At 49.6% G+C, this 17,161-nt stretch carries 9 protein-coding genes; 6 read left to right on the top strand and 3 right to left on the bottom strand.

Translation table 11 applies throughout. From position 1 onward, the window contains the following. Positions 1-187: 187 nt before the first annotated feature. From BMW93_RS16355 to BMW93_RS16345, 3 genes are all read left to right on the top strand, one after another. Positions 188-2,545, top strand: coding sequence for a PAS domain-containing protein (locus BMW93_RS16355; protein WP_229240508.1), 2,358 nt, complete (start codon positions 188-190; stop codon positions 2,543-2,545). Positions 2,546-3,048: 503 nt separating this feature from the next. Next, a complete protein-coding gene (locus tag BMW93_RS16350) occupies positions 3,049-4,758 on the top strand; it encodes a tail fiber domain-containing protein (protein ID WP_090378263.1) in 1,710 nt (569 codons plus the stop codon). After that, entirely contained in the window at positions 4,755-5,450 is a 696-nt protein-coding gene (locus BMW93_RS16345; protein WP_090378260.1) for a T9SS type A sorting domain-containing protein, read from the top strand. Before BMW93_RS16350 ends, BMW93_RS16345 begins: the two co-directional genes overlap by 4 nt. A 294-nt stretch (positions 5,451-5,744) precedes the next feature. Here BMW93_RS16345 and BMW93_RS16340 read toward each other — a convergent pair whose 3' ends face one another. Further along, positions 5,745-8,321, bottom strand: coding sequence for a galactose oxidase (locus BMW93_RS16340; protein ID WP_090378256.1), 2,577 nt, complete (start codon positions 8,319-8,321; stop codon positions 5,745-5,747). A 296-nt stretch (positions 8,322-8,617) separates the two neighbouring features. On the opposite strand from BMW93_RS16340, the gene BMW93_RS16335 reads away from it, so the two are divergent. Continuing rightward, the gene (locus BMW93_RS16335; protein WP_090378253.1) at positions 8,618-10,864 is read left to right on the top strand and encodes a GH92 family glycosyl hydrolase; all 2,247 of its coding nucleotides are present in this window, start codon (positions 8,618-8,620) and stop codon (positions 10,862-10,864) included. 218 nt (positions 10,865-11,082) lie between these two features. On the opposite strand, the gene BMW93_RS16330 is transcribed toward BMW93_RS16335, so the two are convergent. After that, positions 11,083-12,096 carry an AraC family transcriptional regulator gene (locus tag BMW93_RS16330; protein ID WP_090378250.1) on the bottom strand — a complete coding sequence of 338 codons (1,014 nt, stop codon included), beginning with the start codon at positions 12,094-12,096 and terminating at the stop codon, positions 11,083-11,085. 282 nt (positions 12,097-12,378) lie between these two features. Here BMW93_RS16330 and BMW93_RS16325 point away from each other — a divergent pair, with 282 nt between their 5' ends. Continuing rightward, on the top strand, positions 12,379-13,014 hold the full coding sequence (locus BMW93_RS16325; protein ID WP_090378248.1) for a response regulator transcription factor: 636 nt from the start codon (positions 12,379-12,381) through the stop codon (positions 13,012-13,014). On the opposite strand, the gene BMW93_RS35705 is transcribed toward BMW93_RS16325, so the two are convergent. Beyond that, positions 13,011-16,040, bottom strand: a complete 3,030-nt coding sequence (locus tag BMW93_RS35705; RefSeq protein WP_218147706.1) for a two-component regulator propeller domain-containing protein — start codon at positions 16,038-16,040, stop codon at positions 13,011-13,013. The genes BMW93_RS16325 and BMW93_RS35705 overlap by 4 nt on opposite strands. 483 nt (positions 16,041-16,523) lie before the next feature. Here BMW93_RS35705 and BMW93_RS16315 point away from each other — a divergent pair, with 483 nt between their 5' ends. Further along, positions 16,524-17,156 carry a response regulator transcription factor gene (locus tag BMW93_RS16315; RefSeq protein WP_090378242.1) on the top strand — a complete coding sequence of 211 codons (633 nt, stop codon included), beginning with the start codon at positions 16,524-16,526 and terminating at the stop codon, positions 17,154-17,156. Positions 17,157-17,161: the final 5 nt, after the last annotated feature.

Below are 17,161 nucleotides of genomic sequence, written 5' to 3'. Positions count from 1 at the left end.
GCAAAAGGAAATTTTGTTAAATCAAAGACCCATAAATATTTAAATGAGGCTGCCAACCATTCCTTTCGCGCCGCTTAAAAAGTTTTCCGTACAAACGATTTTTGAAAAGAGTAGGCAAAGTTCTTTTCAGGGTTTTGAGATTCGGAAATTGTCTTAATTTTATACGAATTAATTCTATATGTCCAATATGCAATCCAAATTCTCCCCTGAGTCGCTCGATATGGTCATTGCCGGTATCAATGCGGGAATATGGGATTGGGTTTTCGCAACGGACAAACAGGTTTGGTCGGACCGTTTTTTTGAACTACTCGGCTACCAGCCGGGAGAAGTACCGCCCGGTTATGAGGAATTTACCGAGATATTGGTCCATCCCGACGACAAACAGATCGTGGCCGATGCCATCCGCGAACAATTTGAAAACAACATCCCCTATCTCGTTCATGTAAGGCTTAAAACGAAGCATAACGGCTATCGCTATTTCGAATGCCGTGGCACTGTGCGGTTTGAAAACGGGAAACCCGAGAGGATGGTCGGCTCGGTGAGCGATATTCACGACGATGTCATGCAGCAAGAGCAGCCGGGCAAGCTCGACGGCGTTTTGCAGGACCTTACCCAGCGGAAAATCGTCGAGGAAAAGCTGAGCGTGATATTTCAGTATTCTACCGATGCACATTTGCTGCTGGATGAAAGCGGGATCATGGACTGCAACGAGGCGGCCGTCAAAATGCTGCGGTGCAAAAACAAAAGCGAACTGCTCTCGATCCACCCGGCAAAGTTCTCTCCCGAATTCCAGCCCGACGGCATGCGGTCGTCCGAAAAATCGGTGGAAATGGATCGGCTGGCTTATGAAAACGGCTACAACCGCTTCGAATGGATTCATAAAAAAATGGATGGCGAGGAATTCCCGGTCGAAGTAACCCTTAACCCGGTGATGATCAGCAACAAAAAGGTGCTGCTGGTGGTATGGCACGACATTACCCACCGCAAACGTGCCGAAGAACTGATCCGCAGAAACGAAGCAATGCTGGCTGAATCCCAGCAACTTACTCATAGCGGGAGCTGGGAGGCCGACCTCGTTACCGGCCAGAACTACTGGTCTGACGAAGCATTCCGCATTTTCGGCCTCGAACCGGGCAGTACCGGCCCGCAGACCGAGCTGTTTTCGAGCATGATCCACCCGGAGGACCTGCCGCTGTACAAATCACACATCCGCGATGCGATTAACCACCTCGCGCCAGCGAGTTTCGACCTGCGCATTATCCTGCCTGACGGTCGGGTGAAATTCATTCACGCCATTGGAAAGCCGTTTACAGATGCCAACGGCAAGGTAACAAAGCTCTATGGCGCGATCATGGACATCGACGAACAGAAAAAAACGGAACAGGAACTGATCAAAGCCAAGGAACAAGCCGAAACGGCGGGTATAGCCAAATCGCAGTTCCTTTCGACGATGAGCCACGAGATACGGACACCTATGAATGCAGTGATCGGGTTCACGCATTTGCTGCTGCAACAGGACCCGAAGCCGGAGCAGATGGAGTACCTCAATATCCTGAAATTCTCGGCGGAAAACCTGCTGGTGCTGATCAACGATATCCTGGATTTCAGCAAGATAGAAGCCGGTAAGATCGAGTTCGAGGAGGTCGATTTCAATGTGCTCTCGTTGCTCGAAAATATACGGTCCGGAATTCTGCAAAAGGCTAATGAAAAGGGCATTATGCTGAAACTGAAAGTCAGCAACGACGTCAATATCACGGTGGTGGGCGACCCTACCCGTCTCGGACAGATCCTGACCAATCTCGTCAGCAATGCCGTAAAATTCACCGAAAGCGGCAAAGTGACCATCTCGGCGGCTGTCTCACAGCGGCTGGACGACCGTGTTTCCATCGATTTTCGTGTAGAGGACACCGGTATCGGCATTCCGCCCGAAAAACTCGAAAACATCTTTGACAGCTTTACACAAGCCACTTCCGACACTACGCGCAAGTATGGCGGCTCGGGCCTCGGCCTGACGATCACTAAAAAGCTCCTGGAACTGCAAAACAGCCAGATTCATGTCGATAGCACACCCGGCGATGGGTCGGTGTTCTATTTCAGCATGTCGTTCCCCATCAGCGAAAAGCACCTTGCCGAACAAGCCAACGGCGCTCCGGCCAATCATTTCAATCTGCAAGGCATGAAGCTGCTCATCGTCGAGGACAACAATATCAATGTCCTGCTGATGAAGAACTTCATGCGGCAATGGGACGTGCAATACGACCTTGCCGAAAACGGGCTGGTAGCGCTCGAAAGAGTAAAGGCCAACGACTACGACCTCGTGCTTATGGACCTCCAGATGCCCGAAATGGACGGCTACGAAGCCACCCGGCACATCCGCCAGCTGCCCGACGAAAAGTACCAGCGCCTGCCTATCATCGCATTGACAGCCTCGGCCATGATGGATATCAAAGATATTGCATTTACAGTCGGAATGAACGACTATATCAGCAAGCCGTTCTCCCCGGCGGAGCTGTATGCGAAGATTGCGTCTTATCGTAAAAAGTAAGAGCTCCTGCCCAGAGAATCAGCTTTTCGCCCACTCTTTTCCATCTGGTCACCAACGATATTGGATTGTACCCGCCGGTAATTCGAGGGATGGAAGCGTTGGTAGTGCGGGAAGTTTTTCTGCATGCTCCCCTTCCCAAACAGCCAGGAATCACAGAAACGCAAAATCAGACAAATCAGCAAGAGTATAATAGCCCAGACAGGTGATTTCACGCGTCGTGTCATGGAAGTGGGTTTAAGGTTGGCCGGGCAGATGTACCCGATAGCCAAATTTTCCACATCCTAAACGATCCCCTCAAATCTATTTACCACGCGGCAGTAAGCGATTAGTATTCGATTTTCACATCCGTTTCCTCCTTAGCGAAAACCACTCTTCTGAAACTACATCTTCACCGCAGGCTATTTACGTGAACGCCGATAAATCATCGCGTGCAGCGTTTTTTCAAAAACCGGGTGATATTCCGTCCGGAATTCGCAAAGTCTTACCCTAAAACATTTACACACATGAAAAATCCAGCCACCCATTCACCCGGGCCATTAACGCACACTATCGCCCCGGGATCATTCGCTTCAAAAATCAGGAAAGCATTTTCCCGTAGACCACAAGTCATATTAGTCATACTGCTGTCGGTTAGCCTGTTTCTACGTTCCCAGCCCCTACTCGCGCAGGCGCCGCAGCAGTTTAGTTTTCAAGGGGTGGCGCGGGGAGCGGATGGGAAGATATTGGCTAATAAAAGCATTGGATACAGCTTTAAGATTCATAGTGACAATCCCGGGGGTATCATCAAATTTACGCGTGAAGGAGTCACAACAACCGACGCAGCAGGCGTATTTAGCGCAACTATCGGCACCGAAGCTAGTCCCATTCCAAGTGACATACGCTGGGATAGAGCGAAACATTACCTCGAAGTAGGAATCGATGTCGATGGCGCCATCAATGGTACCACCTTTGTAAGCGTTGGTACCACAGAATTAATAAGTGTGCCTTCTGCCCTCTACGCTCAACATTCTGGAAAATGGACGAACGGAAGTCCGGTAGTTCAGACTGATGATAACGGAGGATATGGCAACATGCCGTCATTTCCAACCGTAGGCAACGGTGCAAGGCTTATCTGGCATCCCGGAAAAGCTGCTTTTAGAGTTGGGCATTCAAGTTCCGACGGCTTTTGGGAAGATGCGTTAATTGGAAATCATTCATTTGCAACAGGAGAAGGCACTAAGGCGTCCGGTCAAAACAGCGCAGCCATGGGGTACAAATCCCAAGCCCTGGGCTCAGAGTCTGTGGCGATAGGCTCACTTTCAACAGCTTATGCAAACTTTTCGGTGTCAATTGGTAATAACGCTTTAGCAAGCGGCCTCTCCGCCATCAGCCTCGGGGAGAGTACATCTGCGATAGGATCGGGCGCATTTGCAGCGGGGGTAAGAAGTATTACAAAGTCACTAGGGGGTATTTCTATCGGAATGTATAATGACAACAATGATAATCCGAACTCAGTTGCACCAAGTGCTACCGACCGATTGCTTCAAGTGGGTAATGGAAGCAGCCTTGTAAATCGTTCCAACGCAATTACCGTTCTCAGAAACGGAAACGTTGGCATCGGCAACAATGTCCTGGTTCCTCAGTACACCATGGATTTCGGAGGCAGGACTCGCATACGCCATAATGGAGCTACCGCAGGCATCTATTTTAACAATTCTCAAAACTTGGAGGAAGGTTTTGTCGGGATGGTTAATGATGATGAAGTTGGGCTTTATGTGGGCGATGCCTGGCGGTTGATCGTAAACAAAAATGGGACGGTTTTTGCTCAAAAATTCCAATCGTTTTCTGACAGAAGGTTAAAAACCGCCATCAGTCCGGTTAAAAATAGCCTGGCAAAATTACGGGCAGTACAGGGCTACAATTATCAATGGAAGAATCCCAAGGATGATCAAGACCTTCAAACCGGTGTCGTAGCCCAGGAACTCGAAGAAAAGTTTCCCGAACTGGTTTCAACAGGCAAAGACGGCTACAAAGCGGTCAACTACATTGGCCTTATCCCCCACCTGATCGAAGCTGTCAAAGAACTCGATAAAAGGACAGAAGAAATCGCGGGTTTGAAAAAGGAACTTGCGGAGATGAAGGAAATTAACAAAAGGATGACGGCATTGGAGGCAGGGTTGAAGAGTCTTTTGACGGAGAACAAATCAGCCATCGGTAAATCGCAAGCCAAATGAAAAAGCTGATATTAACCATTCTTTCAGGAGCTATATCATGTCCTTTGTTCGCCCAAAGTATTTCCCCGGGCGCCGTTTACGCCGCCAGCGCTTCTGGTTCCGCCAATGGTGTGAGCGTCAACTGGATATTGGGCAGTCTCAACTCGTTTTCAGATTTATCCGTTTTGCCGGTGAGGCTCATCAGTTTCGAGGGCAGACTGAATGCTGCCGGCCTTGCCGAGCTGCATTGGAAAACGGCTGAGGAAGTCAACAACCTCGGGTTCGAGATACAGAAGTCGCCGGATGGTAAAAATTGGGAACTGCTCGGATGGGTAGATGGCGCGGCCAATTCCAAAACGGAGCATAGCTACCATTACATCGATCAGGATTTCGTCACGACGAGCTATTACCGCCTGAGGCAGGTCGATTTCGACGATTCGTACACTTACAGCAAAATCGTTTGCGTGATCCCGGAAAAAGAAAGCCTCGATAGGTTCTACGTCTATCCTAACCCGTCCAGAGAGAATAAAGTGAAAGTACAGCTGCCGGAAAGGGCACAACGGCTTTCACTATTCGACCAGATGGGCAATAAGCTGAGCCAGTTCGAGACGCCGGGCACAGAACATATCATAACCTTGCCGCATACAGGTTCATTCCTGCTGCAAATCGACACGCCTGTGGGAAGCAAAACGACAAAACTGATTTTTTACTGAGGGTTAACTGGGGTTTGTACAGAGGCCGTCATTTTGATGGTCTCTGTTTTGTTTTCCTTTAAAAATCTCAGGCTGACCAGAAATTCAACGCATTCGTTCCTAAGACCGCGCCGGACGATTTTTGAGAAATTTATGTCGGCCGCTAATCTTATCTCTTGTGCAAAAAACATTTTCTCTTACAAGCCCAACCTTGAACACAACCAAAACTAAATAGGACTACATTTTTTATGAGGGTTAAGGGTGATTCAAACAGAGGCTGCCGGTTCGGCGGTCTCTGTTTTGTTTTCAGGGCTATCACGAATGCAATACCTCTGGCATGTCTTTCCTGAAATCCTCCCCGTAAATGCGGTTGTATTCCCTCGCGAAGTTTTCAAACGTGGTTTTCGCCAGTGAATGCTTGCCTAGATGCGCCAATGCTTTGCATTTCAATATCATAGCCTCTTCATTCACCGGATCGAAATAGAAAACGTAGTTGGCGAGCTTCACGAGGAATTCGGGGTCGTCGGCGATTTTGATGGAGGCGGCATAACGCAGGTAGGCATCGACGATCTCGTTCGAGATTTCCGATTTGAAACTGTCCAGCCATTCGTATTCCACATTCGAGAGGAAATTACCCCGCTTGGTAATGCTGGCGAGTTCGATAATGCTCTGCTTGGTAAGCAGCTTACGGTTTCCAAGAAGCGTCAAGTAATGCATATAATCGACCTCGATTTTCTCGAAATCGATCTTGATCTTCCAATAGCCGGTCTCCTTCGATACCTGGCAATGCTTCATCTTGTCGAGGATCGCTTTCAGTTTGGCGATGTTTACAGACCGGTTGTTCCGCGCGCTTTCCGAAGGTTTGTCGAACCACAGCAGTTCTTTCAACTTCTCGGAACTGATCCCGTCCCAGCGGATCGAATACAACAATATGACGAGAAATAGCTCCTTCACTAACGGACTGAACTGCTTCGTAATCTCATTCCCTTCCTCATCATACAGCTGTAAATTACCGAACAGCAGAATACAGCTTTTATAAGGTACCACCTTTTCGGCAACGTCGTCGTCCGGTACCAGCTGTGCCCCTTCAGGCATTTGCTCCAACTCCTGCACAGGCCCGACCACGGGTACTTTAATAGCCTTTTGCCTGCCCAATTGCCCGGGCATATACCGGTACAGCCAATACACCAACAATGCCGCAACGAACAGCGCACCGATGACCCACACGCTACGGCCAGCCGGATCCCCCGCAGAAGCCGTTTGTGGTGCTACGCTTTCAAGTGGTGGCGCATAGAGCGAGTAAATGGCAACTTTGGTCTGCAAATTGGCATCGCGGTAGAGCGTCACCGCTACGAACCGGCCATTTGCCTTATCATAAAAAAGATCGGCGAAAGATTCGATGTCGATAAACTGGTACGGCACTTTCGAGCCCACCTCTGTGAATTCCGGCCGGTTAAGCGAACCTTTGATCAGTTGCAGCTGGGAACTGAATTGATGCTTGGGGAATATTAATGCGTAGTACGAACTATCCTGTTCATTGATAATCATGGAGTTACCAAATACAAAATCCTCCTTCGGCACTTTCAGTTCGTAAATCTTCCTGAACTTCCGTTGTGCAAGGTCGAAATACAGGAGGTCGTACCAGTTGCGCGGATTGAGCATCTGCTGGCCCGTGGAGCTCCCGTACCCGCCTATCACGTACGCACCCCCGCGTGCAGCGCCGAGCGCGGCCAGGTACCGGGGGGTGAAAACGGAGTCGTTCAATGCGACTTGCTGCCAGGTACCGGACGGCAGGTGGTAGCGCTGCACTTCCTTTTTATATGCCAGATGCCCATAGCCACCGAGCATGTAAATCGAAGAATCGGCCGGGGAAAGGAATTTGTTGGCGTGCAAATAATAGGTCTTGGCCTGGGCGGGAATATCACTTTTATCCCAGCTGCGGCTGACGGTATCAAAGGCCGTAACCTGCTTTTCATTCAGAAAAACATTATACAAACGGTTCCTTTCACTATCAAACAGCACCTGATTGTCCACATAAACCGGCTGTTTACCGCTTCGGTAAGGCATAGCTACCACCCGGTTTCCCGCCAGACTGAACCTCACCAGCGAATCCTGCCCTACCACAAACACATTGCTGCTTTTCTCGTCAAACCCAACCCGCACATAGCCTTTCAAGGTAACGGTTTGCAGCAGTTTCCACTCATAATGCAGCTTTTTGATCCAGATCGGATTGGCGGCCACCGCCGCCTTTTGCCCGACTTCCGCGGTGGCTTTCACGCCATCCGTTTCGTCCAGCGGCCAGCGATAGGCTACGCGCCCGTCCTCCCGCAGTTCCACATTCCGGACTTTCATCGGCGGTACGTCGGTGGTGCGGAACTCCTTGTACTGGTTCGCGCCGAAAAGTATCTTATAGCAACCCTTCGTCACATATTTTACGGGTTGTGAAAAACTGCGGTTTCCGTAAATGACGGTGATCTGCTGTTTCTGCTTCTGAAAACGCAGGGTTATCCGGTTCCATTTGGCGAAAAGATCGTCGCCATGGAAATCGAATGCGGTGGGTGAAAACTGCTCGCCGATAATGACCTTGAAATGGTCCTGATTGACGGAGCTGTTGTCGTAAATCAGGTCGACGTTTTGCTGATCATCCCCGATAACCCGGACGATATAGCCGAAATAGGTCTTTTTATTTCTCAGAAAAGACAGTTCGAAGGAAAGTTCGAAGTCGCCGTCGAGGCAAATCGGACCTTCCGGGCTCAGGTCAAGGCCCGTCCGTTTGTCCTGCACCGCCTCAAAGCTCTCGAACCCAAGCCCGTACGACTGACCCCGTACCTCGGATACGACGCCCGACAACCAAATTGACCAAATACAAAAAAGAATAGACCTGAATTTCATAAGAGCGGGTTGGCAAGAAAACGACTAAAAGTTTTCTCCTGGGAATGCATTTAAGGGTTCCGTTAATCGATTGTTAAGCTTTTCTTAAGTAACGCGCGTTTAATTCGTGTTCGTTTCCCAAAGCTACACTTGCACGATATCAATTTAAAGTTAAACAATAACCAGGGTTTTTAATAACCCACCGAACACACCCCTGTTTTTTCAGGAAAGCCCGGTACAAACTGCTAACTATACTTTTTAAAACCATAACCAACCAAAATATAAGCGCCGAAACCGTAATTAAAATTTGATTAAGCATGATCCAACCTTTCAAAAACCTGACAACATCCTCGTTCATACTTGCTTTTTGTTTGCATTCTCTGACCAGTCCGGCACAAAAAATTTCTGAAAAAGATAACCTGCAATATGTCGACCTCCGCATTGGAAATGTAGGCCAGCTCCTCGAACCTACCCGTCCAACCGTGCAACTCCCTAACCAGATGATGCGGATGTTCCCGGTCCGCCAGGATTACCTCGACGACCAGATTTCGAGCTTTCCGGCCATCATCGTGTCGCACCGGCTCGGCCAGGCCTTTGCGTTGCGGCCCAGCATTCAGCCCGTCGGCGCGGCTTCCTGGAAGCAAAAGCTGGCTTACGACCACGACCTGGAAGTGCTCCGGCCTTATTATTACTCAACTTATCTTGTTGATGATGAAGTAAAAGTAGAATTTGTCCCTGGTAAAAAGGCCGGTATTTACCGCTTTGAATTTCCGAAGAACGGCCAGAAAAATATCCTTTTCGACCAGTACAACAACGGTGAAGGAAGCTGGAAATTCACAAACGGAAAAGAAATAGCCGCCCGCGAAATTTACCACGACGATATCCCTGTTTACCTCTACGGAACGTTCAGCGAAGCTGGAAAAACGGGTTCCCTGAATGGCGGGAATGCCGTATCCGGCGATGAATCAAAGGGAAAAAGGGCCAAAGCATACATTACTTTTCCTGAAAATGCCTCCACGATCGAATTCCGTTACGCGATTTCATTCGTAAGCGCCGAGCAGGCAAAGAAAAACTTTGAAAATGAAGTAAAAAACACCGGCTTTGAAGACTTAAAAAAAGCCGGCGAGCAGGTTTGGGCTCAAACAATCGGCCAGATCCGCGTCGAAGGGGGTACCGAAGCACAGAAACGAAGCTTCTATTCGTCACTTTACCGTACGTATGAGCGGATGGTGGATATTTCGGAAGACAAGCAGTATTACAGCGGTTATGATAAAAAGGTACACACCAGCAACCGACCGTTTTATGTAGACGACTGGACCTGGGACACTTACCTGGCGCATCACCCGCTCCGTGTGATCCTGAACCCGGCACAGGAAGAGGATATGCTGCAATCATTCGTGAACATGTATGAGCAAAGCGGCTGGATGCCGACATTTCCGGTGCTTTTCGGTGATCATGCGTGTATGAACGGTTTCCATTCGTCGGTGACGTTGCTGGACGGTTACCGCAAAGGCCTTAAAAATTTCGACATTGCCAAAGCGTACGAAGGCATGAAGAAGAATGCCGAGCAGGCGACCATGCTCCCGTGGCGAAACGGCCCGAAATGCGAGCTTGACGATATTTACCATTCCAAAGGCTTTTTCCCGGCACTTACTCCCGGCGAAAAAGAGACGGTAAAACTGGTGGATGGCTTTGAAAAACGGCAGGCGGTGGCGGTCACCCTTGGCGGCAGCTACGACGACTGGGCAGTGGGCCAGCTGGCCAAAGACCTTGGTAAAAACGCCGATTTTCAGAAGTTCAATGCCCGGGCTACGAACTACAAAAACCTTTGGAACGAAGAAAAGCAAATGTTCATCCCCAAAGACAGACAGGGCAAATGGATCGCGATAGACCCGAAATTCGATGGCGGAATGGGTGGCCGCGATTTTTATGACGAAAACAACGGCTGGACCTACAAATGGCAGGTGCAACACGATGTGAATGGGCTCATAGGGTTAATGGGCGGCAAAAAGCAGTTCGAAAGCAGTCTCGATCAGCTTTACCGCGAGGGACTGGGCCGCAGCAAATACGAATTCTGGGGCAAATTCCCGGATGCGACGGGGCTGGTAGGACAATATTCCATGGGTAACGAGCCGAGTTTCCACATTCCTTACCTCTATAACTTCACCGACGCACCCTGGAAAACACAGAAACGCGTGCGCTTCCTGCTCGACGTCTGGTTCAAAGACAATATTTTCGGCATCCCGGGCGACGAAGACGGCGGCGGTATGACGGCATTCGTCGTGTTCTCGTCCATGGGTTTCTACCCGATCACGCCGGGTCTGCCAGTGTACACGATCGGCAGTCCTGTTTTCGAGAAAGTGACAATCGACCTGCCAAACGGCAAGGAATTCAAGGTCATCGCCAAAAACTGCTCGGTAATTAACAAATACATTCAAAGCGCCAAAATGAACGGCAAAGCATTGAATGTCCCGACCTTCACCCACGAAGAACTGGTGAACGGCGGAACGCTGGAACTGGAAATGGGCCCGCTGCCGAATAAGGGGTGGGGGGTTGGGGAATGAATGAATGAATGAATGAATGAATGAATGAGTGAATGAGTGAATGAGTGAATGAGTGAATGACTGAATGAGTGAATGACTGAATGAGTGAATGAGTGAATGAGTGAATGAATCATTGATTGATAGAATGAATGACCAGTCCACCGGCGCGATGATTGAATAAAAACTATTCGGTCATTCGGTCATTCAGTCATTCAAAATTCACTCATTCACTCATTCACTCATTCAAAACTCCTCTGATACCCCGCCGGCGTAGTACCGGTCCAGCGCTTGAATGCCCGCGAAAAGGCGCTTAGCTCGTTGTATCCTAACATATAGGAAATTTCTTTGACGTAATATCCGCCGGTTTCCAGGTAATGCAGGGCGAGCGATTTGCGGACGTCGTCGGCCAGTTCCTGGTAGGTAACCTGCTCGTCTTTCAGTTTTCGTTGCAGGCTGCGGGGACTTACATTGAAATTGGCGGCCATTTCTTCGAGCGAAACAATGCCCAGATAGGCATTTGTCAGCAAATATTGTTGCACTTTATCCTGCCACGAATCGGACTTGCCCTTACCCGACGTTGTTGTATTTACCTTTTCCAAAAGGCTTTCCTGCAAAGCATAGTTAGCCGTAAGAATGGGCATGTCCCAATATTTGAGATCAAAAGTAATCGCGTATTCATCGTCCGAGCGGGTCGGGGCGCGGCGCAGGACGCGTTCCAGTTCCGAAGCTGCGTCGTCGGCGAAAGGCATCGTCACGCGCTCGGGGCGTATACGTGCGAGCAGGAGGCCATCGAGTTCGTGAACAGCAAAAACGAGGAAGAAACTGACCATTTGTCCGAATGCGAAAGGCGAAGCGGCACGATGCTGCTCGTCGGGATACAGGCGAAGCGTAAATGTGTGCGCATCGCGCTCCACGGTCATCCGGAACAGATCGGTGATCAGCGGCGTGAGGGCGACGGCGTGCTCTACGCCCTGACCAACAGTAGTACTACTTTTAATGATCTCGCCCACGATCCCCAACGCGGCCAGTTGCAGCGATTCACCCAAATGCAGGCCAAAAAGCGGGTCGTGGCTCAGGTGGCAGGCATTCAGCCAGAGGTCGTTGAACTGCTTCCGGCTGATTTCCAAAGACCCCGCGGAAGTCAGCGCTTCCAGATCGATTCCCGAAAGGCTGCAAAGCTTTTCCAGCGGAAGATCGCGCTGGGCGGCGTATGCCATGAAAGCGAGGATGAATTGTTTTTGCTGATCGTTCATAAAGTAAATTTAAACTGCATACCCTGAACGTAAAAGCGGATGTCGCGTAATGGTAAGCGATTGTCGTCTCCTACCCTTAAAATAAAATAGCCCTCCGGCAGTGCCGGAAGGATATCTATGATACTCAACGTTAATTAATGCACAAATTTACTATGTACACAAGAGTGCCTTTATAGAGTTAAAACGTTGCAAGTGTAGATACATTTCTACAACCCGAAACATCAGGAAATTTCTAGATTTGTATGTTGCCCACTAACACCCATTTCCTTTGATCAACTGTTTATGAAGATATTGATCGTCGAAGATCATCCGCTTATCCGGATGGGCCTGAAACTCCTCATTTCCGAATCCGAATCCAAAGCATCTGTTACCCAATGTGATACATTTCCCGAAGGCCTGGCGATCCTCGACCAGGAGAAGTTCGATCTCCTCATCCTGGACATCGACATCCCCGGCGGCGAGAACATCAAAATGATGAACATGATCCGGAGCAAACAGCCTGATATCATCATTCTCATCCACTCGGGATACGACGAGCAAGTGTACGCATTACCCTACATCAAGGCGGGTGCGAATGGCTTTCTTTCCAAACAAGCTTCCCATGACGAGTTCAAGGCCGCATTGAAAGCAGTCATGAGCAAAGGAAAATACGTGAGCTACCAGGTGCAGCAAATTCTGCTCAATACGATCAAAGACAACAATTTCGGCAAGGTGATGAATCCTATTACCAGCCTCTCTCCCAACGAAATGCGCGTCATGCAGCTACTGACCGAAGGCAAATGGACCAAGGAAATCGCGGCGATCATGAACGTGAAAGAAAACACCGTGAGTACCTACAAGCGTCGGATATTCAACAAGTTGGACGTGGTGGATTCGATTGAACTCTCGAAAAAGGTCTCGTTGCTCAAACAGTTCTAGGCATTGAACCGAAGCGTGAAGCACGTTTGCCCTGCTTCACTGCTCACATGCAGCCGTACGTCGATCAGCACGGCTACTTCTTTGACAATCAACAACCCCAAACCGGTTTTTCGCCCCAATGGCGCCACCGCTTCGTCGGTACCGTCGCGGTCGGGGGTATTGATGATGTCGATCACATGAAGCGGAATACCTGCGCCTGAATTGGAAATGTGCATGACAACGCCGGAGCCGGCATCCTGCGCTGCTCCGATCCGAATCGTACCATTTTGCGTGAATTTCACGGCATTGTCGAGCAGGTTATGGACCATGATCGCGAGCATCTGGGCATCGGAAGGGACAGTCAGGTCGGCCGGGACTTCATTTACAAAAACGTTACCCTTTTGCTCGCTGGCGGTTTTGAACAACTCGTACTTACCTTCGACGAGCTGGCTCAGCGCTACGTTCTCGAATTGAATGCTGTTGCCATATACATGCACCTTAATGTAATCGAGCAAGCCGCGCAACAAGTCACTCATGCGGCGGGATGAATTGGATATCACCTGCCCTATCTCCGAAACCACGGCCAGCTCGCCCTTGTCGATCATCGACGGGATAGAACCCGATGTGAGCATGATGTAGTTCAGCGGCGACTGAATATCGTGGGTCATCGAAGCGAGCAACCTCGACAACATGTGCAACTGCCGGCTCATTTCATTCTTCGATTCCTCCACGTCGCGCAAAGCGAGGTTGAGGCTCTCGGTACGTTTGGCGACGATATCTTCCAGCCGCGCCTTTTCCCGCGATATTTTACGCAGGCGGAAGCTATTATATAGGTAAAAACCGCCCGCAACTGCCAGAACCAGCAGAATTTTGGCCCACCAGGTCTGATACCAGAGCGGCGGCACAATCACGCAGATCGTCCGGATCGTATGGTTTCCTTTGCCAAAACCATTCACTTTACGCACCAGAAGCGTATGTCTGCCGTGACCCAGGTTGGAAAAAACAATGCTAAAATCGTTGCTTTGGATCGGAATCCAGTCGGAAGCCTGCACGGGCTCGCCTGCGTCCACGAGCGCGTAGGAAAGATTCAGGTTGTAGGCATCGCCATAATAAGGCGTCGAAAAGAAGAACCTCGCCTGCACGGGGTTGGCCGGTAAAACCAGCGTATCGCCCAGGTTTGTAAGCCATTGCCTGTTAACCAGTATCCTGTCCAGCACAATACCGGCCGACGGCACCTTTTTGATCACCTTATCGGGCCGGAACCAGATCAGACCGTTGAGGGACGGCAGCGAAACGGTACCATCTTTCATCGTCGACGCACAGGGCTGACAGCCGCCATTGAATTCATTCGTGAGAAACCCCTCTTCTTTCGCATGATAAAGGTAAAATACATCGAACGGTCCCCTTGCGTAGTCGAGGAGATCTTTGACGGCCATCTGGAACAAGCCTTTATCGGTAGGAATCCACAAATATCCGAGGCCGTCATCCACAATGCAGTGCGGACTTCCCAGATACCGGTTCCGGTCGAGTGGAAAGTGGACCAGCTTATTCTTTTCATACATCAGCAAGCCTTCCCCGTTGGCAGTCATCCAGATGCGGTTCGCCTTGTCGACATAAAGGCTTTTAATGTAAATCCCGTCCGTATCCCTGATTAGCTTCGCTTCCCCTGAATGCCTGTCGAATACATACAACCCGGTGGTCGTGGCGACAAGCATCTGATCACCCCATATATGCAGGTACGTCCCTTTGATTACATCCTTGATCAGCTTCGGTTGAGGATCTTTTTCGGAGGGGTCCAATACGTAAATTCCCTTCGTACCCGTTGCAATCCACACTTTTCCGTCCTGATCGGGGTAAATATGCTTGATTTCAGTAGCCAGACTGAATTTGCGTAACATGCGGTTAGCCTGCACGTCGACCTGATACAGAAAGTCTCCCATCTTAACCCACAACAACCCGTTTTTATCATAAAACAGGCTGCGTTTATCGCCCGTATTCAGTTCTTCCAGGATCGGAATTCTCTCGGTCATGGCCTCCCCGGTCACCGGATCTTTGCTGAGTGCCAAGCCCATCGGCGTCAGAATACTCCGGTCGCCCTTAGGCACCGTCGCGTAGTAAACGTTTGCTATGTCGGCTTCCGGGGTCGTCAGCGGTTCGAAAATTTGCTTTGTCAATACGAATAACCCCTTGGATGGGCTCCCGAGAAATATTGTTTCCGTGGCCGGATCGCGGTACACCGACTGAATTACCTGTTCATCGAGGTCAAACCCTTCGAGCACCAGCCGGGTCGTTAACCCCCGGTTCCGCTCTTCGATTACCAGGTACAGCTTCTTGCGATAGTAGAAAAACAGCTGGTCGGAAGTGATATTCCAGAAAACTTTCATGCCCTCAAACCTTCCATTGTATCGGTTATCGCGCAGCATATCACCGTAAACACTCACCCGGTCCACCCCCTGCGCGGTAATGCCTAGCACATGGCCACCTCCGTCACCATAATACAACTTATCATCGAGCATGAAAAAATTCCACCACAATACGAGGCTGTCGGGCGCGAACGCCGTATGCGACAGTTTCCGGGCGCCCTCGTACAACTGTACCGAAGCGCTGTCGATGACATAGTATTTCCCTTCGCCGTAACTGTCGGGGATAATGTAATAGTGAGGGCCGGCAACGTCGCGAAGGTAGCTCGGAATGCCTACCGAGATCAGCGTTTGTGGGTTTCCGTTATCGAAATGCGGGAGCGTCGTGATTTTGCTTTTATAATAAAGCGAATCGATTTTCGCGACGCCGTGCTCGATCTTCACAAACTGGTTAAAATCGGCTGCCGCATATATTTCACGCCCCGCTTTTTGCTGTCCCGGTCGCCCGGCGCCAGTCCGGTTCATCGAGGGCGACAGCATATAAAAACGGTTACTGGTAGTGCCTACGAACGATTTGTCGAAAATATTAAACCGGTGCCCGTCAAAGCGCGCCAGGCCGTTTTCGGTGGCGATCCAGATGAAACCTTCCGCGTCCGCGGCAAGGCTTCGGACACTGTTCTGCGGCATACCATTATCGTCTGTATAATGGCTAAGGGTATATCCTTTCTGGGAAAAAGCGTTCTCCAAAAAGAAAAATATGCAAATGAATGTCAGAGGAACAAATAGCCTATTCACAGAAAACCACAAAGCAAACCTTATCTGCATAGTTCGCACGGCCGCGGAGTTTGCCTTTCGAACTATTTCGTGAAAAATATATGGAACAAATATAGACGCAGAAATTTTGTAAACAAGCGTAGTATTAAAACTACTACATAAGTAACCACAAATAAATTAAGGAGTTATGGATTATATAAAAATTAGTTCTAACTTTACATACAATTATTTGATTAACAGTACATTACGTGTAGCTTTTATTAAATGGCGATAGAAATGATTCTATTCTTCATTTGTTCCAGCGCTACAAAAACAAACCGATCGGTCACTTAAATTTACCAGCCGGGAACGGTATACCGGATCCCGTTGGGAAACACATAATGACCCGCTTCGTGAATGAAACACATACTACTCGTTGAAAACCATTCCATCGTAAGACTGGCAACCCTTTTCATTATACGCGATGTACTACCGTCGGTCACATCCTGGGAAACCGACAATTTCCCGGACGCGCTTGACATCGTCTCTGCACACAGGCTCGACCTCATTCTCCTCGACATTAACCTACCCGACGGCGAAGGTTTTCAGATGATCGGGAAAATCCGCCGGCTCCAACCCGATGTGCCTATCCTGGTTTTCTCCGCAGTGGACGAGGAAATATATGCCGTGCATTATCTTAAAGCCGGCGCCAATGGCTTTCTTTCCAAAACTTCGTCCACGCAGGAAATCCGCAGTGCCATTGTCGCTGTACTGGTAAACGGTCGCTTTGTGAGCGAGGTTGTGCAGCAGGCCCTGCTGCGCAGCAACCTTCCTTCCGAGGCGAGGCTGAACAACCCGCTCTCCACGCTATCTCTGCGTGAACTGGAAGTGATGGACCTGTTGCTGCAAGGCAAATGGACGAAGGAAATCGCGACCTTCCTCGACATCACCGGCAGTTCCGTAAGTACCTATAAAGCAAGAATTTTTGAAAAATTGGGCGTCAACACCGTCATTGAGCTCTATCAGCGGGTCGCGGCTTTGCGGGAATAGGGCCG

Source organism: Dyadobacter sp. SG02 (genome assembly GCF_900109045.1).
Taxonomy (GTDB): domain Bacteria; phylum Bacteroidota; class Bacteroidia; order Cytophagales; family Spirosomataceae; genus Dyadobacter.
This window is presented reverse-complemented; position numbering and strand designations above follow the sequence as displayed.

Excerpts from the sequence above, each read along its gene's own strand:
- BMW93_RS16330 (WP_090378250.1), bottom strand. The coding sequence starts at position 12,096 with ATGAACGATCAGCAAAAACAATTCATCCTCGCTTTCATGGCATACGCC.
- BMW93_RS16335 (WP_090378253.1), top strand. The coding sequence starts at position 8,618 with ATGATCCAACCTTTCAAAAACCTGACAACATCCTCGTTCATACTTGCT.
- BMW93_RS16350 (WP_090378263.1), top strand. The coding sequence starts at position 3,049 with ATGAAAAATCCAGCCACCCATTCACCCGGGCCATTAACGCACACTATC.
- BMW93_RS16345 (WP_090378260.1), top strand. The coding sequence starts at position 4,755 with ATGAAAAAGCTGATATTAACCATTCTTTCAGGAGCTATATCATGTCCT.
- BMW93_RS16355 (WP_229240508.1), top strand. The coding sequence starts at position 188 with ATGCAATCCAAATTCTCCCCTGAGTCGCTCGATATGGTCATTGCCGGT.
- BMW93_RS35705 (WP_218147706.1), bottom strand. The coding sequence starts at position 16,040 with ATGCCGCAGAACAGTGTCCGAAGCCTTGCCGCGGACGCGGAAGGTTTC.
- BMW93_RS16315 (WP_090378242.1), top strand. The coding sequence starts at position 16,524 with ATGAAACACATACTACTCGTTGAAAACCATTCCATCGTAAGACTGGCA.
- BMW93_RS16340 (WP_090378256.1), bottom strand. The coding sequence starts at position 8,321 with ATGAAATTCAGGTCTATTCTTTTTTGTATTTGGTCAATTTGGTTGTCG.
- BMW93_RS16325 (WP_090378248.1), top strand. The coding sequence starts at position 12,379 with ATGAAGATATTGATCGTCGAAGATCATCCGCTTATCCGGATGGGCCTG.